Source organism: Pseudomonas sp. ZS1P83 (assembly GCF_054897825.1).
The window spans coordinates 1111810-1133291 of the sequence record NZ_CM142706.1 but is presented as its reverse complement, the minus strand read 5'-3'; the positions used below and the strand labels follow the sequence as shown (position 1 = coordinate 1133291).

Annotated in this window: 18 protein-coding genes; all 18 read right to left on the bottom strand. The window is 55.1% G+C overall.

What is annotated here, in order from left to right; translation table 11 throughout:
• Positions 1-1383, bottom strand: a complete 1383-nt coding sequence (locus tag ACYZT0_RS05460; protein WP_462044953.1) for an ABC transporter ATP-binding protein — start codon at positions 1381-1383, stop codon at positions 1-3.
• Entirely contained in the window at positions 1373-2206 is an 834-nt protein-coding gene (locus tag ACYZT0_RS05455) for an ABC transporter permease (RefSeq protein ID WP_462046504.1), read from the bottom strand. Before ACYZT0_RS05455 ends, ACYZT0_RS05460 begins: the two co-directional genes overlap by 11 nt.
• 98 nt (positions 2207-2304) lie before the next feature.
• Positions 2305-3264, bottom strand: coding sequence for a glycosyltransferase family 2 protein (locus ACYZT0_RS05450; protein WP_462044952.1), 960 nt, complete (start codon positions 3262-3264; stop codon positions 2305-2307).
• A gap of 501 nt (positions 3265-3765) precedes the next feature.
• Positions 3766-4698, bottom strand: coding sequence for a glycosyltransferase (locus ACYZT0_RS05445; protein ID WP_462044951.1), 933 nt, complete (start codon positions 4696-4698; stop codon positions 3766-3768).
• A gap of 35 nt (positions 4699-4733) precedes the next feature.
• The gene (gene rfbA, locus ACYZT0_RS05440) at positions 4734-5624 is read right to left on the bottom strand and encodes a glucose-1-phosphate thymidylyltransferase RfbA (protein WP_462044950.1); all 891 of its coding nucleotides are present in this window, start codon (positions 5622-5624) and stop codon (positions 4734-4736) included.
• On the bottom strand, positions 5621-6514 hold the full coding sequence (gene rfbD, locus ACYZT0_RS05435; RefSeq protein ID WP_462044949.1) for a dTDP-4-dehydrorhamnose reductase: 894 nt from the start codon (positions 6512-6514) through the stop codon (positions 5621-5623). The genes rfbA and rfbD overlap by 4 nt, the downstream gene beginning before the upstream one ends.
• A complete protein-coding gene (gene rfbB, locus ACYZT0_RS05430) occupies positions 6511-7587 on the bottom strand; it encodes a dTDP-glucose 4,6-dehydratase (RefSeq protein ID WP_462044948.1) in 1077 nt (358 codons plus the stop codon). Before rfbB ends, rfbD begins: the two co-directional genes overlap by 4 nt.
• 230 nt (positions 7588-7817) lie before the next feature.
• The gene (locus ACYZT0_RS05425) at positions 7818-8057 is read right to left on the bottom strand and encodes a LapA family protein (RefSeq protein ID WP_461973387.1); all 240 of its coding nucleotides are present in this window, start codon (positions 8055-8057) and stop codon (positions 7818-7820) included.
• An 11-nt stretch (positions 8058-8068) separates the two neighbouring features.
• Complete coding sequence (gene ihfB / locus ACYZT0_RS05420; protein WP_054051920.1) at positions 8069-8377, bottom strand: integration host factor subunit beta; 309 nt, start codon at positions 8375-8377, stop codon at positions 8069-8071.
• A 151-nt stretch (positions 8378-8528) separates the two neighbouring features.
• On the bottom strand, positions 8529-8807 hold the full coding sequence (locus ACYZT0_RS05415) for a hypothetical protein (protein WP_462044946.1): 279 nt from the start codon (positions 8805-8807) through the stop codon (positions 8529-8531).
• Between the two features lie 218 nt (positions 8808-9025).
• Positions 9026-10720 carry a 30S ribosomal protein S1 gene (rpsA, locus tag ACYZT0_RS05410; RefSeq protein WP_140681797.1) on the bottom strand — a complete coding sequence of 565 codons (1695 nt, stop codon included), beginning with the start codon at positions 10718-10720 and terminating at the stop codon, positions 9026-9028.
• Between the two features lie 120 nt (positions 10721-10840).
• Positions 10841-11530: a (d)CMP kinase gene (gene cmk / locus ACYZT0_RS05405; RefSeq protein ID WP_059406801.1), complete on the bottom strand. Its 690-nt coding sequence runs from the start codon at positions 11528-11530 to the stop codon at positions 10841-10843.
• Entirely contained in the window at positions 11527-13734 is a 2208-nt protein-coding gene (locus ACYZT0_RS05400; protein ID WP_462044945.1) for a bifunctional prephenate dehydrogenase/3-phosphoshikimate 1-carboxyvinyltransferase, read from the bottom strand. Before ACYZT0_RS05400 ends, cmk begins: the two co-directional genes overlap by 4 nt.
• Positions 13735-13762: 28 nt before the next feature.
• Positions 13763-14875 (bottom strand): histidinol-phosphate transaminase, encoded by a 1113-nt coding sequence (gene hisC / locus ACYZT0_RS05395; RefSeq protein WP_462044944.1) that lies wholly within the window; start codon positions 14873-14875, stop codon positions 13763-13765.
• A 12-nt stretch (positions 14876-14887) separates the two neighbouring features.
• Positions 14888-15982, bottom strand: coding sequence for a prephenate dehydratase (gene pheA, locus ACYZT0_RS05390; protein WP_030128742.1), 1095 nt, complete (start codon positions 15980-15982; stop codon positions 14888-14890).
• A complete protein-coding gene (gene serC, locus ACYZT0_RS05385) occupies positions 15982-17067 on the bottom strand; it encodes a 3-phosphoserine/phosphohydroxythreonine transaminase (protein ID WP_462044943.1) in 1086 nt (361 codons plus the stop codon). The genes pheA and serC overlap by 1 nt, the downstream gene beginning before the upstream one ends.
• 253 nt (positions 17068-17320) lie before the next feature.
• Complete coding sequence (gene gyrA / locus ACYZT0_RS05380; protein WP_462044942.1) at positions 17321-19975, bottom strand: DNA gyrase subunit A; 2655 nt, start codon at positions 19973-19975, stop codon at positions 17321-17323.
• A 428-nt stretch (positions 19976-20403) separates the two neighbouring features.
• The gene (gene mtnA / locus ACYZT0_RS05375; RefSeq protein ID WP_462044941.1) at positions 20404-21480 is read right to left on the bottom strand and encodes an S-methyl-5-thioribose-1-phosphate isomerase; all 1077 of its coding nucleotides are present in this window, start codon (positions 21478-21480) and stop codon (positions 20404-20406) included.
• Positions 21481-21482 lie beyond the last annotated feature (2 nt).

Here is a 21482-nt window from a genome sequence, read left to right as displayed (position 1 = left end):
TCAATTCAACTCCGCACCGGCGATAGAACTTATGACAATATCCATATTTAAGTCTTGCAACCCACAGATCCCGTGCACTAACCGACTGTTCAAACTATGGAGAGCCATGGCATCGTTCAACCAATGATGCTGCACGTGTTCATCTCCGACACCATCGGCAACCGCGATATTAATAGAATAATCACCTTGAATAAGAATCGGCATTCTGAAAGAAAAACTGACTCGCACTTCATCTGTCGGTCTTACACTCAATCCCGAATTACGAAACGCGAGATCTGTACCTTCTGCAAATACGTATTGCCCCAGACGATCCTTTATCATAATTCCAAAGGCAGGGTTTTTTATGTGCTTATCGGCTTTTGCAGCTATGTTGAATTTTACCGATTCACCACCAAGCAAAGTACTAACCTTGCTTCCTTCTTCATTTTCAAACCAAGCATTTACAATTGTTATGCCTTGATATCCGAATGACTCAGCCTGCGCCCTAAATGGAGACGTTTTTATTACATTACCAGGTTGCTCGCCCGCTTTGTACTCTTCAATTCTGCTATCGTTCGATTGCGAAATGCTGTAAATCGAATCTATCTCGCTTTCATTAGCCACACTCTCAATATCTTTTTCAGCATACAAATCTTTTATATATGCCCGACATATAACATCTGTCACATCGACAACGGGCGGGCTATTTTTAGATAGTAGTACACCCCGCTCACATAGATTTACAACGGCACTGGTGTCATGACTTACGAAAACTACCGTCCCACCCTTTTCTTGGTGAGCTCGCAAGAAGCGCATACACTTTTGCTGAAAAAATACGTCGCCTACTGCAAGAGCCTCATCGACGATTAATATGTCCGCGTCTACATGGGCAATGACCGAAAATGCTAAACGTACATACATACCGCTGGAGTAGGTCTTGACAGGTTGATCAATAAACTCAGCAATCTCCGAAAATGCGACGATATCATCGAACCGTGCTTCCGCCTCTTTATGAGTCAACCCCAAAACTGCAGCATTCAGAAAAACGTTTTCTCTCCCAGAAAATTCCGGGTTAAACCCTGAACCTAGCTCGAGCAATGCGGCAATACGGCCATTTGTTTCTATGCTACCTTGCGATGGATGAAGCGTTCCGCAGATAATCTGCAGCAGCGTAGACTTACCAGCGCCATTTCGCCCAATGATACCTACTGTTTCACCCTTCTTAATTTCAAAGGATACATCCTTAAGCGCCCAGTATTCTCTGTAATACTGCTTAAAGGGTAGGCGAAGTAGTTTCCTAAAAACTGGCATAAAGAACTGTTTTAGGCGATCTCGGGGGCTGGCATAGACCTCATAGTACTTACTAATATCATTTACGCGAATCGCATAGTCATTAGAGGACATCTGCAAACCCCTTTCTTGTCTTTTGAAACCAGACGTATCCGACAAACGCAATAATCAGCGACGCTGCGCAGTACATCAGTAGCCCCTTCCAGTCTGGTAAGTTTCCCCATACAAGCACAGCCCGAGACTGTTCAATTATAAACGTCAGAGGATTCAAGAGTATGAATGGGCGAAATCGTTCCGGAACAGCATCAAGCGGATAGAACACCGGAGACAAAAACATGAGCACTGTAGTAATGATAGTTACCGTTTGGCCCACGTCTCGAATGAACACTCCTAATGAAGCCAAGAACCATGACAGTCCTAACACCAAAATGACTAATGGCAAAATCACGAACGGTATCAGAATCGCAGTCCAAGGAATAAAACCATTAAACACCAAAAGCGCTACTAATAACACACACACATTGATTAAACTATTAAACAAGGCAGCAAGTACTGTCACTAGCGACAGCGTTTCTACAGGAAAAATAACCTTTTTTACAAAATTAGCATTTGCAATAATTAAAGAAGGGGCTCTGTTGATAACATCGCAGAATAAATTAAGCACAATTATTCCGACAAACAAAACAACCGCGAATTGAGTTTTGCTATCGTCGCCACCCGCCCCCCCCCATCGAGCCTTGAATATTTCAGAGAATACGAATGTATAAACGACCAGCATAAGGATCGGATTGAAAAGAGACCATGCCAATCCAAACGCTGACCCTTTATACCTTCCCGAGACCTCTCGCTTGCTCATCTGACTAATGATTTGTCTGTTTCGCCAAAAATTCTTTACAAGCGTTATAGGCGAGATTGAGTGCGCTGAATGGGGATTTATGCTGACGTGCAAATGAGTCATGCCCGACCCTTCCTATTGAAGTGCTTTATACATAACTTGATTGATCGTTCTAAAATCAAAACTACACCCTGGACAGATTATATCGCATTACATAATACTGCAAACAAAAGCGCACAGCTTCCAAACTTCGTCTGCCGGTAAACACCGGACCGTTTCAAATAAACGAAACGCTTAACGACACTACCGGTTCTAGCTTGCTTGAAATCGAGTAATTTCATTTGGTTTTCATTCGTAAGCCGCGTCTTTATAGACTCTAAAGCCGTTATATTTTGTTGATTCCAGATGCAAAAACGTCCACTTAGAATCATACGTATACGTTTCAGACGCGAAAAAAATCCTAAATTTGATCCAACCAAATTATTGCCATGCTGCCGATACCGAACATAGGAATTTTCATCATAATGTACTATGCCTCCTACCCCACAAACGACTAAATATGCCCACCAATCATGTGACACTATTGGAAAGTCATCGCCAGCATCTTTCAAAATTTTCAATGTGGCACGGTTGAACACCATCGTATTCCCCCCCGCAATACTTTGAACTAAAGAATTACTGAACGATGGTGGCCGCCCAAATAGCGGTGACCGACCTACCGACACACCGTCAACCGTGACAGTTTCCGTTCGCCCACAATATAGTGCTGGTACGTTATCAGGTACAGTTTTAATCCACTCTAGAGCTTTTTCTATTTTGTCTTCATGCCACATATCATCCTGATCACCCCAGGCGTAATAATCTGATGTGGTTTCAAGACCACATGTAACCGACATAAAATTTTGTGCAAAGCCTTTACGGGGACCATTAACAATATTTAATCTGTCCTTCCCCCAACGCGTTTGATAATCTCGAAGAATATCAACGGTCCCGTCTGAAGACCCGTCATCAGAGACTACAACTGACCATCTCGCATGAGTTTGACTTGCAATTGAATCTAATTGCTCTGCCAAAAAACGCTCACCATTGAACGTACAGAGCATGACTGTGACGTGATCTCGTTGAACGGACGGCAAGTTATCATCCCCATCTTGGGACACAACTGACCTCTTTTCAGAGCTTGACGTAAAACGGCTTGTCACTCGACCCAGCTCCCGTACACATTTTGTCCGCTTGCCGTGCTAGGTGCTCTAAGTTCAAGAACCACCTTCCAGCCCGACAACGCCTTGAGACACGCAAAATTCGCAATTATAACCACTACCAAACTGAATTGATAGCCACTTGATATCAAGTTAAGCAACAGCTAGATATTACTTAAAGTAAAACTGACTGAGCGCCAAAAAGATAACTGGTGGACTGCGGTCAGACATAAGGATATCAATTTCTGCGACGACGACAAAAGGGTGGCAATGTGCCAACCTTCGTAGCATAAAAACTGATCGACAAAAGTGATAATAAGTATTTGATTTTTATAGAAAAGACTGAAGGTCACACAAAATGCCGGAGTCTGTCTCTGAGAAGTTTCCGACAGCGTGTGCTTCCCGACCTTATACGAACTGATCAATCTTACGTGTGCTATGCATGCACAGCAAACCAAGGACCTATTCTATCAAATCATCCGTCTTGCGACGCACGCTTGTGGCACTGACGAGACAAATGACTACGAACAACATTTTATCTCTATAACGGCGGCGACATTGATGCGCTTGGGTGGCTAGGTAAAGCAATTGAAAAACACCGAGCTTTATCCATCTTCTAACGAACGCATCTTCAGTCTTATCGAGAATCTTTACCATCAAAGCAATCTGGTGAAACCACCAGCCACTCTTAATTACCCTGTAACGCGATAGGAGAGACTTGAATCCAACATTAGCCCCCACTTGGTTATTGGCATGCTGGCGATAAAGAATCCCTGGCTCAGAATCAATGAACCATTGGTAACCATTTGCACGCGCATAACCATAACAGAACCAGTCGTGCAAAGTTATTGACTGGATATCATCCCAGTTATCGTACACTACACGCTTTATTTGGCCCGCCAGACGCTTACTAAAAACGTACGTACATCCCGGTCCAGCCGCTTCGAAAAGGTAGTCCCACGCAACTTGCGGCTGGGCCTTGTTTAACACATGACTTGTACCATCAGGCCAGAAGGCGGTGACGTTGCTTGAGTAAGCGTCACACACGCCACTCTGGAGCAAGCGCGTAGCTCGCTTGAGTTTGTCCGGCAACCAGATATCGTCCTGATCGGCAAATGCTACGAAGTCAAACTCCCCAAAACCTACGTCTCTGATGAGACGATAAAAGTTTTTCCCGGCACCGCCATAGCTACCTGCCGAAGGCAACAACACAACGTTGCTATTAATCGTACACAGAGATGCACACCATTGCTCCGTGCCATCAGTAGACGGATCAATGCTTATATAGATAGTTACATCTACACCGGCTTGACCCAGGATAGAATTGATCTGCTGTTCAATCCACAAAATTCCATTGTAGGCAGCCAACAATACTGCAATTTTTGGTCGCCCCACTGACTAGTACTCGCCTACAAACGAAAATGGATCAATCAATACAGGTTGGAGATCAGGAGCTTCGACAAATACTGACCGTACCCAGTTTTCTTCAGAGCATCGGCTTGAGCACTGAGCTGCTCGGCAGTGATCCAACCGTTGTGGTAGGCAATCTCTTCCAGGCAAGCCACTTTCAGGCCTTGGCGCTGTTCGATGGTATGCACGAAGTGACTGGCTTCCAGCAGAGAATCATGGGTACCAGTATCGAGCCAGGCGAAACCACGGCCCAGCATTTCGACATTGAGCGTCTTGCGCTCCAGGTACGCACGGTTAACGTCAGTGATTTCCAGCTCGCCACGCTCGGACGGCTTGATGCTCTTGGCGATCTCGACAACATCGTTGTCGTAGAAGTACAGGCCGGTCACCGCATAGTTGGATTTTGGCTTCAGCGGTTTCTCTTCAATACTTAGCGCCCGACCGGTGTTGTCGAACTCGACAACACCGAAGCGTTCTGGGTCGGAGACGTGATAGCCGAATACGGTAGCGCCGTGCTGTTGAGAGCTGGCGGAACGCAAGTTATCGGAGAAGTGCTGACCGTAGAAAATGTTGTCGCCCAAGATCAGGCAGCAAGGATCTTTGCCGATGAACTCTTCGCCAATGATGAAGGCTTGTGCCAGACCGTCCGGACTTGGTTGCTCGGCGTAGGTCAGCTTGATGCCGTACAGGCTGCCATCACCCAGCAACTTGCGGAAACATGGCAAGTCTTCAGGCGTGGAGATAATCAGGACTTCACGCATGCCCGCGAGCATCAGCACCGACAGCGGATAGAAGATCATCGGCTTGTCGTAGATCGGCAGCATCTGTTTGGACACACCGAGGGTCAACGGATGCAGACGCGTACCCGAGCCGCCAGCGAGGATGATGCCTTTACGATTTGTCGTGCTCATTTATTCAGAACTTCCCTAAGCATTCGGGTTACACCACTTTGCCAATCCGGCAAGTGTAGAGAAAAATTGTCACGCAGCTTCTGAGTATTCAATCGCGAATTCAGGGGGCGGCGCGCAGGTGTTGGATAAGCCGTCGTTTCAATCGGATTGATCGCCGTTACGGCAAGCTGCTCGCCGTTGGCTTGGGCGAAGCCGATCACATGGCTAGCATAGCCGTGCCACGACACTTCGCCACTGGCCGCCAAGTGATACAAGCCCGACAGTTCGGGACGTTGCAGAACTTGCTGAATGGCCAACGCGGTCACGTCGGCAATCAGGTCTGCCCCCGTAGGGGCTCCAATTTGGTCGGCGATAACGCTCAAGGTTTCGCGATCCTTGGCCAGACGCAGCATGGTCTTGGCGAAGTTGTTACCGCGAGCGCCGTAGACCCAGCTGGTACGGAAGATCAGATGCTTGCAGCCCGACGCGGTAATCGCCTGTTCACCGGCCAGTTTGCTGGCGCCGTAGTGATTCACCGGGGCGACTGCATCTGACTCTTGCCAAGGAGCAGAACCCAGGCCGCTGAAAACGTAGTCAGTCGAGTAGTGAACCAGCCAAGCACCCAGAGTCGTCGCCTCTTCGGCCATGACTTGGCTTGCCTGACCGTTCACACGGTTGGCCAGTTCGGTCTCGGACTCGGCTTTATCAACGGCGGTGTAGGCCGCCGCATTGACGATGACGTCGGGCTTGACCTGACGGATCGTCGCGCGCAAGGCGTCGAGATCGGACAGATCGCCGCACAAACCATCGACCACATGTCGGTCCAACGCGATCAACTCGCCAAGCGGCGCAAGGGAGCGTTGCAGCTCCCAGCCCACCTGGCCGTTTTTTCCCAGCAGAAGTATTTTCATGCCTTGTTCGAACGATCTGCGTAGTTCTGATCGATCCACTGCTGATAGCTACCGCTCTTCACGTGCGCGACCCATTCAGTGTTGTTGAGGTACCACTCGACCGTTTTGCGGATGCCGGTTTCAAAGGTTTCTTCCGGCGTCCAACCCAGTTCAAGCTGGATTTTGCTGGCGTCAATTGCATAACGCTGGTCGTGACCCGGGCGATCCTGAACGTACGTGATCAGGCTGGCATGTGGACGGTGAGCAGAATCGGGACGCAGTTCGTCGAGCAGCGCGCACAGGGTATGCACCACTTCGATGTTTTGCTTTTCGTTATGACCACCGATGTTGTACGTCTCGCCGATCACGCCTTCGGTCACGACTTTGTACAGTGCGCGAGCGTGATCTTCGACGTACAGCCAGTCGCGGACCTGATTGCCTTTGCCGTAGACCGGCAGCGGCTTGCCTTCCAGTGCGTTGAGAATGATCAGCGGGATCAACTTCTCTGGGAAGTGGCACGGACCGTAGTTGTTCGAGCAGTTGGTGACCAAGGTCGGCAAGCCGTAGGTACGGCTCCAGGCGCGAACCAGGTGATCGGAACTGGCCTTGCTGGCGGAGTAAGGCGAGCTTGGCTGATACGGCGTGGTTTCGGTGAAGAGGTCTTCCGGACCTTCGAGGTCTCCGTAAACTTCGTCAGTCGAAATATGGTGAAAGCGGAAGTTGGCTTTACGCGCATCATCCAGCGCCGCCCAATAGTGGCGCGCAGCTTCCAGCAGGGTGTAAGTGCCGATGATGTTGGTCTGGATGAATTCAGACGGGCCGGAGATCGAGCGGTCGACGTGGGACTCTGCGGCCAAGTGCATGATGGCATCTGGTTGGTGTTCACGCAGGACGCGGTCGACCTGATCGCGATCGCAGATGTCGACGCGCTCGAACACGTAACGCGAGTTCTGGCTAACTTCGGCCAATGACTCAAGGTTACCGGCGTAAGTAAGCTTATCGACGTTAACGACAGCATCAGCAGTGTTGGAGATGATATGACGAATGACTGCCGAGCCGATAAACCCGGCGCCGCCGGTTACTAGAATTTTCACGCGAAACCATACCCTTGAGTTACTGACAGGGTCGTCAACCGAGCACTGTCTAATCCATGAATGCAGAAGCCATCAAGTCAGCTGATGACTCTGACAGAGTCAGTTTGAACCGACGTGGGCATATGCCAACTATCGGACAAGCGCAGCATTTTACAGCTTAATGACGGTTTTACTAATGGATATAGACAAGCCGTGGCTAAAGTTTGGTGCCCTTGCGTGTCATGCGGCAATCAGACAAGGCGCTTACGTGAGACTCTAGACGTACGTCCCAGAAACCAGCCCAGAATCGGCCCAATCACCATCCCGATCAGCAGCGCAACAACCATGATCAGCGAGACCGGCAGTTGCGGCCCCGCCCAACCCAGGAACAGCAGGGAAACCGATTGTTGATTTTCCAGGACAAACGCCAGAACCGCCAGAATCAGCAACAGGATAACTACGCCAAGGAGTACACGCTTGAGGTTACGCACGCGCCGACCCTTTAGTTATGGAGGTCAAAACCTTCCTCCTCTTCCTCGTTTACCCGATCACGCAGTTCCTTGCCTGGCTTGAAATGCGGCACGAATTTGCCGTCGAGGCTGACGGACTGACCGGTTTTTGGATTGCGACCTACGCGCGGTGCGCGGTAGTGCAAGGAGAAGCTGCCAAACCCACGGATCTCGATGCGATCACCGGTGGCCAGGCATTGGGACATTTGTTCAAGCATGGTCTTGATGGCCAGCTCCACATCCTTGGATGAGAGCAGCCCTTGATGGGTGACAATTCGTTCGATCAACTCCGACTTCGTCATATTTTTCCCTTCTTTTTCAAGCAGCTAGATCAGCGCTTCAAAGGTTTTAGCACGCCCGGATGAATTTGAACAGCCCGAGTTTTTGACTTACTCCACCAGCGTTGAGATGCCCTATTCCAGAGCAGCGGACACTGATCGTGCACTCTCGCACTCATCTACAGATAACCAGCATGGTGCGCGTAAGATAGCCCGCAGGATTGAAGCCAAAGGGGTACTCATCCTCGTCTTTGGCATCATCGGACCTGGCTACAACTTTGTAGCCCGCGGCCTTGCACTCCTTGTTCGCTCGCTTGTGGCACTTCTCCCACCCCGAACCCAATCCCGAACAATCAATCTCGATGCCACTGACCCCACGCACTGCGTGAGTCTTGGCATTAGTGGTACAGCCCGCCAGTGTCATTACTGCTATTACGACAATGAGCTTGTACATTCGCTTCCTTAGGCCGGGCACGCCGCCAGACTGTCGTTCGCTTTAGGCTATAGACTAGCTGTAAATAAACGATTGATCCTGTTAAAGAAACAGACAACTTGTCGGGAGGATTGGTTTCACGGCATTCAATTTCAGCGCCGCGTGACCATCAGAATCACTAAATCGCAGGCGCAAAAAAGGGCGACCGAAGTCGCCCTTTTTCTATGGTCTGACAGAACTTAGTTCTGTTTTTCCATTTGTGCACGCAACAGGTCGCCCAGAGTGGTAGGACCAGGAGCAGCGGTATCCGAAGCTGGCTTGTCGCGCAGGCTTTGGATGGCTTCTTTCTCTTCTTCAACGTCTTTCGACTTGATGGAGAGCTGGATTACACGGCTCTTGCGGTCAACGCTGATGATCTTGGCTTCTACTTCTTCGCCTTCTTTCAGAACGTTGCGCGCGTCTTCAACGCGGTCACGGCTGATTTCGGAGGCTTTCAGAGTCGCTTCGATATCGTCGGCCAGAGTGATGATGGCGCCTTTAGCGTCAACTTCTTTCACGATGCCTTTAACGATTGCGCCTTTGTCGTTCTCTTGAACGTACTCGGAGAACGGATCGCTTTCCAGTTGCTTGATACCCAGGGAGATACGCTCGCGCTCTGGGTCAACCGACAGGATAACGGTGTCCAGCTCGTCGCCCTTCTTGAAGCGGCGAACGGCTTCTTCGCCCACTTCGTTCCAGGAGATGTCGGACAGGTGAACCAGACCGTCGATGCCGCCGTCCAGACCAATGAAGATACCGAAATCGGTGATCGACTTGATGGTGCCGGAGATTTTATCGCCCTTGTTGAACTGGCCAGAGAAATCTTCCCATGGGTTAGATTTGCACTGCTTGATGCCGAGGGAGATACGACGACGCTCTTCGTCGATGTCCAGAACCATAACTTCCACTTCGTCGCCGACTTGTACGACTTTCGAAGGGTGGATGTTCTTGTTGGTCCAGTCCATTTCGGAAACGTGTACCAGGCCTTCAACGCCTTCTTCCAGCTCAGCAAAGCAGCCGTAGTCGGTCAGGTTGGTTACACGAGCGGTAACGCGAGTGCTTTCTGGGTAACGGGCTTTGATAGCAACCCATGGATCTTCGCCCAGTTGCTTGAGGCCCAGGGAAACACGATTGCGTTCGCGATCGTACTTCAGAACCTTGACATCGATCTCGTCGCCAACGTTGACGATTTCGGAAGGATGCTTGATACGCTTCCAAGCCATGTCGGTAATGTGCAGCAGGCCATCGACGCCACCCAGATCGACGAATGCGCCGTAATCGGTGAGGTTCTTGACGATACCTTTGACTTGTTGGCCTTCCTGCAGGGATTCCAGCAGAGCTTCACGCTCAGCGGAGTTCTCGGCTTCGAGGACGCTACGACGAGAAACGACAACGTTGTTGCGTTTCTGGTCAAGCTTGATGACCTTGAATTCCAGCTCTTTGCCTTCCAGGTGCGTGGTGTCGCGCACTGGACGAACGTCAACCAAAGAACCTGGCAGGAACGCACGGATGCCGTTAACGTCGACAGTGAAGCCGCCTTTAACCTTACCGTTGATAACGCCCTTGACCACTTCTTCGGCTGCGAAGGCTGCTTCCAGAACAATCCAGCATTCAGCGCGCTTGGCTTTTTCACGCGACAGCTTGGTTTCACCAAAGCCGTCTTCAACCGAGTCCAGAGCAACGTGAACTTCGTCACCGACGTTGATAGTCAGTTCGCCAGCATCGTTGTAGAACTGCTCAAGCGGGATGAGTGCTTCAGACTTCAGGCCAGCGTGAACGGTTACCCAACGAGCTTGGTAATCGATATCAACGATAACACCGGTGATGATGGAGCCTGCCTGAAGGTTCAGGGTTTTTAGGCTTTCTTCAAAGAGTTCCGCAAAGCTTTCGCTCATTTTAATTCCTGTTGAATAAGGGCGAAGGATACGCCCATCTCCACATCCCAGACGACGTGGGTTATGTTCATTAGAAGAAGCACCGCAAGACTATGACTGGTCCCCTGTGGCGCTTCTTGGTCACCCGGCGATATCGCGAATGGCGATCTCACTCATGATGCGTTCCAGCACCTGATCGATGGATAATTCCGTGGAATCCAGCTGTATGGCGTCAGCCGCCGGCTTGAGCGGGGCTACCGCTCGCTGGGTGTCACGCTCATCGCGTGCACGTATCTCATCTAGCAGACTCGACAGACTAACACCATCGACTTTGCCCTTCAACTGCAAGTATCGACGGCGCGCACGCTCCTCGGCACTGGCAGTCAGGAATATCTTCAGCGGCGCGTCGGGGAAAACCACCGTGCCCATGTCGCGACCATCGGCTACCAGGCCCGGCGGCTCCTGAAACGCCCGCTGGCGCTGCAGCAAGGCATCGCGCACCGCCGGTAGAGCAGCCACTTGCGAGGCCCATGCGCCGACTTGTTCATTGCGCAAATCATCAGTGACATCGTCACCTTCGAGAATGATTCGTTGCGGATGACCTTCGGTCGCCCCGACGAACTGCACGTCCAGATGAGCGGCCAGCAGCTTCAGCGACTCTTCATTGGTCAGATCGACCCCATGGTTACGCGCGGCGAATGCCAGCAGACGGTACAGCGCACCGGAATCCAGCAGGCACCAGCCCAGACGCTTGGCCAGAATCCCTGCAATAGTGCCCTTGCCCGAACCGCTAGGCCCGTCGATGGTGATAACCGGTGGCTTGATAATCACGACTGAGCCTCTTGAGCAACACGGATACCGACCTGCGCACACAGCGCGAGGAAGTTCGGGAACGACGTCGCGACGTTGGCGCAATCATGGATGCGGATCGGTGCTGTGGCGCGCAACGAAGCAACGCTGAAGGCCATCGCAATCCGGTGATCGCCGTGGCCGTGCACTTCACCGCCGCCGATCTGGCCGCCGTCAATAATGATGCCGTCCGGGGTTGGTTCGCATTTGACGCCAAGCGCCAGCAAGCCGTCAGCCATGACCTGTATCCGGTCCGACTCCTTGACCCGCAGCTCTTCAGCGCCACGCAGGATGGTGCGTCCTTCGGCACAGGCGGCGGCCACGAACAGCACCGGGAATTCGTCGATGGCCAGTGGAACCAGCGCTTCGGGAATCTCGATACCCTTGAGTTTAGCTGCACGTACGCGCAGGTCCGCCACCGGCTCACCGCCGACTTCACGCTGGTTTTCCAGGGTGATATCGGCGCCCATCAGACGCAGAATGTCGATCACGCCGGTACGGGTCGGGTTGATGCCGACGTGTTCAAGCACCAGCTCCGAACCTTCGGCGATCGATGCGGCCACCAGGAAGAACGCCGACGACGAGATGTCGCCCGGCACTTCAATGTGGGTCGCGGTCAGTTTATGGCCGGACTCGACCGAAGCGGTCGCACCGCTGACGCTGACCGGGTAGCCGAAGCCACGCAGCATGCGCTCGGTGTGGTCGCGGGTTGGCGCCGGCTCGGTGACGGTGGTCTTGCCTTCGGCGTACAAACCCGCCAGCAGCAGGCAGGACTTAACCTGAGCACTGGCCATTGGCATGGTGTAGGTCAGGCCTTTGAGCGTGTTGCCGCCACGAATAGTCATCGGTGGACGACCCTCAGCAGCGGTCTCGATCACGGCGCCCATTTCACGCAGCGGATTGGCCACGCGATTCATCGGACGCTTGGACAGCGAAGCATCGCCCGTCAGCGTGCTGTCGAAGTTCTGCGCAGCCAACAGGCCAGACAGCAAACGCATCGACGTGCCGGAGTTGCCCAGATAGATCGGGCCCGGCGCAGGCTTCAAGCCATGCAGGCCGACGCCGTGAATGGTCACGCGACCGTGGTGCGGACCTTCGATCACGACGCCCATGTCACGGAAGGCTTGCAAGGTTGCCAGGGCGTCTTCGCCCTCGAGGAAACCTTCCACTTCGGTGACGCCTTCAGCCAGGGAGCCGAGCATGATCGAACGGTGGGAAATCGATTTGTCGCCCGGTACGCGAATCCGCCCAGTCAGGCGGCCACCAGGTTGTGCCAGGAAAATCAGGTCGTTGGAATTCATAGCGTCCACATAGGCCCGGCGGGCCAGGATTTTACTGAAATGCTCGCGGGCAACCCGGGCGCGCGTGAACACGCCCAACAATTGGTGCCCATCCCCTGCATCGACCGCGTCGCGCAAGGCGTCGAGGTCGCTGCGAAATGTATCGAGTGTGCGCAGGACAGCTTCGCGGTTGGCGAGGAAGATGTCGTGCCACATGACCGGGTCGCTACCCGCAATTCTTGTGAAATCGCGGAAACCGCCCGCAGCGTACCGGAAGATCTCAAGGTTTTCATTGCGCTTGGCCAACGAATCGACCAAACCGAACGCCAACAAGTGCGGCAAATGGCTGGTCGCCGCCAATACTTCGTCGTGACGCTCAACCTGCATGTGCTCGACATCGGCGCCCAATTCACGCCACAACCGGTCGACCACTGCCAGGGCTGCCGGGTCAGTTTGATCCAGCGGCGTCAGAATCACTTTATGGCGACGGAACAGCTCGGCGTTGGAAGCTTCCACCCCGCTCTGCTCGGAGCCGGCAATCGGATGCCCCGGCACGAAACGCGAGGGCATGCCGCCAAACGCCACGGTTGCCGCACGCACCACGTTGCCCTTGGCGCTGCCGACGTCGGTCAGAATCGCTTGCCCCAGGTCCATGGCGGCCAATCGGCCGAGCATTTTTTCCATGGCAAGGATTGGCACGGCGAGTTGAATCACGTCGGCGCCCTGGCACGCAACGGCCAGGTCTTCTTCGCAGCGATCCACCACACCCAGCTCAACTGCCAGTTTGCGCGACTGCGGGTCGAGATCGACCCCGATCACCTCGCGGCACAGACCGCTTTCACGCAAACCCTTGGCAAACGAACCGCCGATCAGCCCCAAACCGACCACCACCAGGCGACCGATCATAGGTTCAGCAGATTGTAGTGCAGTGACATCAACCACGAGCCAGAACCTTGGTCAGCGCTTCGAGGAAGCGGCTGTTTTCTGCTGGCAGACCGACGGTGATGCGCAAGTGGTTCGGCATGCCGTAGTTGGCCACCGGACGCACGATTACGCCTTCGCGCAGCAAACCCTGGAAGACCGGCGCCGCCACTTGCCCAAGATCGACGCAGATGAAGTTGCCTTTCGACGGAATCCAGCCCAGCCCCAGCTCACGAAAACCCGCTTGCAGTTGCTGCATGCCGGACTCATTCAGGCGACGGCTTTCAGCCAGGTACTCGGTGTCTTGCAGCGCAGCGCTCGCAGCGGCCAGCGCCAGGCTGTTAACGTTGAACGGCTGACGCACTCGGTTCAGCACATCCGCAACCACCGCAGTGGACAAGCCATAACCGACCCGCAACGCCGCCAGACCGTAGGCCTTGGAGAAGGTGCGCGAAACCAGCAGGTTCGGATAGGCCGCCAAATAGTCCAGGCCATCCGGCAAGTCGCTGCCTTCGGCGTATTCAATGTAGGCCTCGTCCAGCACCACCAGCACGTGTTCCGGTACGTCCTGCAGGAATTCGTCCAGCGCCTCGGCGTCGAACCAGGTCCCGGTCGGGTTGTTCGGGTTGGCGATGAACACCACACGGGTATCGGCATCGATCGCGGCCAGCATGGCCGACAGATCATGGCCCCAGTCTTTGGCCGGGATCACTTTTGCCTGAGCGCCAACGGCTTGGGTCACGATCGGATAAACCGCGAACGCATGCTCGCTGAACACGGCGTTCAATCCCGGCGCCAGGTAGGCACGGGCGACCAGTTCCAGAATGTCATTGGAACCGTTGCCCAACGTCACCTGATTGAGCTCGACGCGGCACTGATCGGCCAGCAGGGTCTTGAGCGCAAAACCGTTGCCGTCCGGATAACGGGTCAGCTCGGCCAGCGCTTCGTGAATCGCTGCCAAGGCCTTTGGACTGGCGCCCAACGGGTTTTCGTTGCTGGCCAGTTTGACGATGCTGGCCGGATCGATGTTCAGCTCGCGCGCCAGTTCGTCCACGGGCTTGCCCGGAACGTAAGGCGAAAGTTGTTGCACGCCCGGCTGTGCCAGAGCGAGGAAGTCACCACTCATTTGCTACCGCCCTTAGAGAACTGCTTTCGGGTAGGAACCCAGCACTTTGAGTGCCACTGCTTCCTGACTGATCTTTTCCAGCACACCTTTTATCAGCGGATCGCGGTGGTGGCCGACGAAGTCGATGAAGAACACGTAGGTCCATTTACCGCTGCGCGACGGACGCGTCTCGATTCGCGTCAGGTCGATGCCGTTGTCGTGGAACGGCACCAGCAACTCGTGAAGTGCGCCGGGCTTGTTGCTCATGGAGACGATGATCGAGGTCTTGTCGTCGCCGGTTGGCGGTACTTCCTGGCTGCCGATCATCAGGAATCGCGTGGAGTTGTCCGGGCGATCCTCGATTTTCTCGGCCAGACGGGTCAGCCCGTACAAGCCTGCGGCCATGTCGCCGGCAATCGCCGCCGAGTTCCACTCACCCTTGACCCGCTTGGCCGCTTCGGCGTTGCTGGACACCGCCACGCGCTCGACATTCGGGTAATGGGCGTCCAGCCATTTGCGGCACTGGGCCAGCGATTGGGCGTGGGAATAGATGCGGCTGATGCTGTCGGTCTTGGTGTTTTCACCGACCAACAGGTGGTGGTGAATCCGCAGCTCGACTTCGCCACAGATCACCATGTCGTGTTCGAGGAAGCTGTCGAGGGTGTGGTTGACCGCGCCTTCGGTGGAGTTTTCCACCGGGACCACGCCAAAGTTCACCGCGCCGGCCGCCACTTCGCGGAACACTTCGTCGATCGCCGCCATCGGTTTGCTGATCACGGCGTGACCGAAGTGCTTCATGGCTGCGGCTTGGGTGAAGGTGCCTTCAGGGCCGAGGTACGCCACTTTCAGCGGCTGCTCGAGGGCCAGGCACGAGGACATGATTTCGCGGAACAAACGCGCCATCTCTTCGTTGCCCAGCGGCCCCTGGTTACGCTCCATCACTCGCTTGAGCACCTGAGCTTCGCGCTCAGGACGATAGAACACAGGCACTTCGCCTTCGGCCAGCGAGGCCATCTTTACTCGCGCAACTTCCTGGGCGCAGCGTGCGCGCTCACTGATCAGCTCCAGGACTTTTTCGTCCAGGGCATCAATGCGCAGGCGCAGTGCCTTGAGTTCTTGCTCAGACATTAACCGTGTTCCTTCTCGAACTCTGCCATGTACGAAATCAGTGCGTTGACCGCAACGATGTCGACGGCGTTATAGATGGAGGCACGCATGCCGCCCACGGAACGGTGACCCTTGAGGTTCAACAGGCCACGCGCTTCGGCACCGACCAGGAATGGCTTGTCGAGACGGTCGTCAGCCAGGCGGAACGGCACGTTCATCCACGAGCGATCCGACTTGTTGATCGGGTTGCTGTACAAGCCGCTGGCGTCAATGAAGTTGTACAGCGTGCGCTGTTTAACGTCGTTGAGCTTGCCGATGGCTTCAACACCACCCTGCTCCTTCATCCACTCGAATACCAGACCCGAGAGGTACCAGGCCAGGGTTGGCGGAGTGTTGTACATCGAGCCGTTATCGGCCGCGACCTTGTAGTTGAGCATGGTCGGGCACAGGGAGCGGGCGTGACCCAGCAGGTCTTCGCGAATGATGTTCACGACGATGCCGCTCGGGCCGATGTTTTTCTGGGCACCGGCGTAGATCATGCCGAAGCGCGAGACATCCATCGGACGCGAGAGAATGTCCGAGGACATGTCGGCGACCAGAGGGACATCACCTGTTTCCGGGATCCACTGGAACTCCAGGCCGCCAATGGTTTCGTTCGGCGCGTAGTGAACGTAGGCCGCGTCTTTGGACAGGCTCCATTCGTTCTGGCCGGGAATAGCGAAATAGTCGTAAGGCTTGGCGGTAGCGGCAACGTTGACGTGACCGTAGCGCGACGCTTCTTCGATGGCTTTCTGCGACCAGATACCGGTGTCGATATAGTCGGCGGTACCGCTTTCCGGCAACAGGTTCAGAGGGATCTGAGCAAATTGCTGGCTGGCGCCACCTTGCAGAAACAGCACTTTATAGTTCGAGGGGATATTCAGCAGATCACGCAGATCCTGCTCGGCCTTGGTGGCGATGGACACGAACTCATCACTGCGATGACTCATTTCCATGACCGACAGGCCTTTGCCGTGCCAATCGAGGAGTTCACCCTGAGCGCGCTTCAGGACAGCTTCCGGAAGCGCCGCAGGACCGGCACAGAAGTTATAGGCTCTCTTGCTCACATCCAATCTCGCTCTGATTTGGTGGTATCACGCAATAAATCACAACATCAATCGACACAGGGTCCCTGCCGAAGCAGAAAACCTGTGGGAGCGAGCCTGCTCGCGAATGCGTCACCGCGGTGTTTCAGAGGCACCACGGCGCCTGCATTCGCGAGCAGGCTCGCTCCCACAAGGGGTCTCCACAGATATCGAAATTTTCCATTCGGACAAATAATAAGGGGGCGAATCTTCATCCGCCCCCCCGTTTGTCCGCTTATTCCTGCGGTTCTTCGTCAGCGGCGGCGTCGAGTTGCTGGTCTTCGGCAACGTCGTCGATCACGACTTCACCGTCGAACACTGCACCCTCTTCACCTTCCAGCTCTTCGCCTTCGACTTCCGACGGTTCCTGAACCCGTTCCAGACCTACCAGCTTTTCATCGCTGGCCAGCTTGATCAAGGTCACACCCTGGGTGTTACGACCCAGGCTGGAGACTTCGTCGACACGCGTACGCACCAGGGTGCCCTGGTCGGAAATCAGCATGATTTCCTCACCATCAAGCACCTGGACTGCACCGACCAGACGGCCGTTACGGTCGTTGCTGACCATGGCGATAACGCCCTGACCGCCACGTTTGTACTCAGGGAACTCGGTGATCGCCGTACGCTTGCCGTAACCACGCGCCGAAGCGGTGAGAATCTGGCTGCCTTCTTCCGGGATCAGCATCGAAATCAGCTTCTGGCCTTCCGGCAGACGCATGCCGCGGACACCGCGAGCGGTACGGCCCATGGCGCGAACATCGGTTTCCTTGAAGCGAGTGACCTTGCCGCCGTCGGAGAACAGCATGACTTCGCGCTCGCCATCGGTAATGGAGGCAGAAATCAGCACGTCGCCTTCGTCCAGTTCCAGCGCGATCAGGCCAACGCTGCGTTGACGGCTGAAGGATTCCAGCGGGGTCTTCTTCACGGTGCCGTTGGCGGTGGCCATGAAGATGAAGTGACCTTCAGTGTACTCATCGACCGGCAGCATGGTGGTGATGTATTCACCCTCGCCCAGCGGCAGCAGGTTGACCAACGGACGACCACGGGCAGCGCGGGACGCTTCCGGGATTTCGTAGGTTTTCAGCCAGTACACTTTGCCTTTGCTGGAGAACAGCAGCAGCGTGGTGTGGCTGTTGGCGACCAGCAGGTGAGCGATGTAGTCCTCATCCTTGACGCCAGTAGCCGATTTGCCTTTACCGCCACGCCGCTGAGCCTGGTACGCAGCCAAAGGCTGGGTCTTGGCGTAGCCACCGTGGGAAATGGTCACGACGCGCTCTTCTTCCGGGATCATGTCACCCAGGGTCAGGTCGAGACGGGCATCGAGAATCTCGGTGCGGCGCACATCGCCGTATTCGGCACGGATCACTTCCAGCTCTTCACGGATCACTTCCATCAGGCGCGTGGCGCTGCTGAGGATGCGGATCAGTTCGCCGATCTGGTTGAGGATCTCTTGATACTCGGCCAGCAGCTTTTCGTGTTCCAGACCGGTCAGACGGTGCAGACGCAGTTCCAGAATGGCTTGCGCCTGTTCCGGCGACAGGAAGTACTTGCCTTCGCGCAGACCGTATTGCGGGTCCAGGGTCTCTGGACGGCACGAATCAGCGCCGGCACGTTCAACCATCGCGACCACGGCGGAAGATTCCCACGCCATTTTGATCAGCGCTTCCTTGGCTTCCGACGGCGTTGGCGAGGCTTTGATCAGGGCGATGACCGGGTCGATGTTCGACAGGGCAACCGCTTGACCTTCCAGAATGTGACCACGTTCGCGGGCTTTACGCAGTTCGAACACGGTACGACGGGTAACGACTTCGCGACGGTGACGAACGAAGGCTTCCAGCAGGTCCTTGAGGTTCAGGATGCGTGGACGGCCGTCGATCAGCGCGACGATGTTGATACCGAATACCGCTTGCAGCTGGGTCTGGGCGTAGAGGTTGTTGAGGATCACCTCAGGCACTTCGCCGCGACGCAGCTCGATCACGACGCGCATACCGTCCTTGTCGGACTCGTCGCGCAGTTCGGTGATGCCTTCGAGCTTCTTCTCTTTTACCAGCTCGGCGATCTTCTCGATCAGACGGGCCTTGTTCAGCTGGTAAGGGAGCTCGGTGATGACGATCTGCTGACGGCCACCGACCTTGTCGATGTCTTCGATCATCGAGCGGGCGCGCATGTAAATGCGGCCACGACCGGTGCGGTAGGCTTCGATGATGCCGGCGCGACCGTTGATGATCGCGGCGGTCGGGAAGTCCGGACCGGGGATGTATTGCATCAGCTCATCGATGGTCAACTCGGGGTTGTCGATGAGTGCCAGGCAACCGTCGATGACTTCACCGAGGTTGTGCGGCGGAATGTTGGTTGCCATGCCCACAGCGATACCGCTGGAGCCGTTGACCAACAGGTTGGGAATACGGGTCGGCATGACCGCCGGGATCATTTCGGTGCCGTCGTAGTTCGGCACCCAGTCCACGGTTTCTTTGTGCAGGTCAGCCAGCAGCTCGTGCGCCAGCTTGGTCATGCGCACTTCGGTGTATCGCATGGCGGCGGCGTTGTCGCCGTCCACGGAACCGAAGTTGCCTTGACCGTCTACCAGCAGGTAGCGCAGCGAGAATGGCTGCGCCATCCGAACGATGGTGTCGTACACCGCGGTATCACCGTGAGGGTGATACTTACCGATCACGTCACCGACAACACGGGCAGATTTCTTGTACGGCTTGTTGAAGTCGTTGCCCAGCTCGCTCATCGCGAACAGCACACGCCGGTGCACGGGCTTCAAGCCATCGCGCGCATCCGGCAGTGCCCGCCCGACAATTACGCTCATCGCGTAGTCGAGGTAGGACTGCTTCAGCTCGTCTTCGATATTGACCGGGAGGATTTCTTTGGCCAGTTCGCCCATGAGAAGCCTGATTCCTTTTTCTGGTGAAACCTCGTCACATCCATATGGGACGAACGAAGCTCGCCGCTGCAGGCTGAGTGCCATGCACCGACTTACGACAAATCAACGAGTTATGCCATGGATCTGCGCAGTAAAGGCAGCCACATTGGGCTACCTTGGAAACCGCCGAATGTTATCACAAGAGCCGCCACGCACCTATCCCCCTGATGCGCATGGAGTGTAGTTAGTTGAGTGGTGGCAGGCTTGAAGGGGACGAGAGAGGCTCAGAGCCTTTTTGAATGAAGAATTTCGGGGTGAATGAGGGTTGTTTGGTGACTGTCATGACCCCTTCGCGAGCAGGCTCGCTCCCACATTGATCTGCGTCGTCCACAAATCCCCTGTGGGAGCGAGCCTGCTCGCGAAGGCATTCTAACTGGCGCCAGATATCTTTAATGCAGGCGCTTGCGGCACATCAACTGCGCCATTTTCGCGGTGTCCGGACGCTCGACGATGCCTTTTTCGGTGACGATCACATCGATCAAGTCAGCCGGAGTCACGTCGAACACCGGGTTGAACGCATCGACATCGGCGCCGACCCGCTTGCCGCCGACTTCCAGCAACTCACGACCGTCGCGCTCTTCAATCGGGATGTCATCACCGCTGGCCAGGTTCATGTCGATGGTCGAACTCGGCGCCACCACCATGAAGCGCACGCCGTGGTGCATGGCGTTCACCGCCAGCTGATAGGTGCCGATTTTGTTGGCCACGTCGCCATTGGCGGTGATCCGGTCAGCGCCGACGATCACCCAGGTAATGCCTTTGGTCTTCATGATGTGCGCAGCGGCGGAGTCGGCATTGACGGTCACGGGAATGCCTTCGTTGGCCAACTCCCATGCGGTCAACCGAGAACCTTGCAGCCATGGACGGGTTTCGTCGGCATAGACGCGCTCGACCATGCCCTCGATGAACGCCCCACGAATAACGCCAAGCGCCGTACCAAAGCCGCCGGTGGCCAGTGCGCCGGTGTTGCAATGCGTCAGAATCGCCTGGGCGTTGCCCTGATGCTTACGAATCAGGTCCACGCCCAGTTGCGCCATGGTCAGGTTGGCTTCGCGATCACTCTCGTGAATGGCGATAGCCTCCGCCTCCAGCACCGCCAGCGGATCGGCGTGATGCTTCAGACGCTCAAGTCGGTCGCGCATGCGGCCCAGCGCCCAGAACAGGTTAACCGCTGTCGGACGGGAGTCGGCGAGCAGCGCGAAATCCTCTTCCAGCGCCGCCTGCCAGTCGCCACCCTTGGCAAACCGCGCACGGGCCGCCAGCACGACGCCATAGGCGACACTGATGCCAATCGCCGGCGCGCCGCGCACCACCATCGAACGAATGGCCTCGGCCACGCCAGCGGCGCTGGTGTAGGCGATCCACGTTTCCTCGAACGGTAAAATACGCTGATCCAGCAGGTACAGGGCGCCATCACGCCAATCGATGGCCTTCACCTTCTCCGCAGCCAACAGTCGATCGCGCATCC

Coding starts and splice junctions, on each gene's coding strand:
- ACYZT0_RS05460 (WP_462044953.1), bottom strand. CDS start 1,383: ATGTCCTCTAATGACTATGCGATTCGCGTAAATGATATTAGTAAGTAC.
- rfbA (WP_462044950.1), bottom strand. CDS start 5,624: ATGAGCACGACAAATCGTAAAGGCATCATCCTCGCTGGCGGCTCGGGT.
- rfbD (WP_462044949.1), bottom strand. CDS start 6,514: ATGAAAATACTTCTGCTGGGAAAAAACGGCCAGGTGGGCTGGGAGCTG.
- ihfB (WP_054051920.1), bottom strand. CDS start 8,377: ATGACGAAGTCGGAGTTGATCGAACGAATTGTCACCCATCAAGGGCTG.
- ACYZT0_RS05415 (WP_462044946.1), bottom strand. CDS start 8,807: ATGTACAAGCTCATTGTCGTAATAGCAGTAATGACACTGGCGGGCTGT.
- rpsA (WP_140681797.1), bottom strand. CDS start 10,720: ATGAGCGAAAGCTTTGCGGAACTCTTTGAAGAAAGCCTAAAAACCCTG.
- ACYZT0_RS05400 (WP_462044945.1), bottom strand. CDS start 13,734: ATGATCGGTCGCCTGGTGGTGGTCGGTTTGGGGCTGATCGGCGGTTCG.
- hisC (WP_462044944.1), bottom strand. CDS start 14,875: ATGAGTGGTGACTTCCTCGCTCTGGCACAGCCGGGCGTGCAACAACTT.
- pheA (WP_030128742.1), bottom strand. CDS start 15,982: ATGTCTGAGCAAGAACTCAAGGCACTGCGCCTGCGCATTGATGCCCTG.
- gyrA (WP_462044942.1), bottom strand. CDS start 19,975: ATGGGCGAACTGGCCAAAGAAATCCTCCCGGTCAATATCGAAGACGAG.
- mtnA (WP_462044941.1), bottom strand. CDS start 21,480: ATGCGCGATCGACTGTTGGCTGCGGAGAAGGTGAAGGCCATCGATTGG.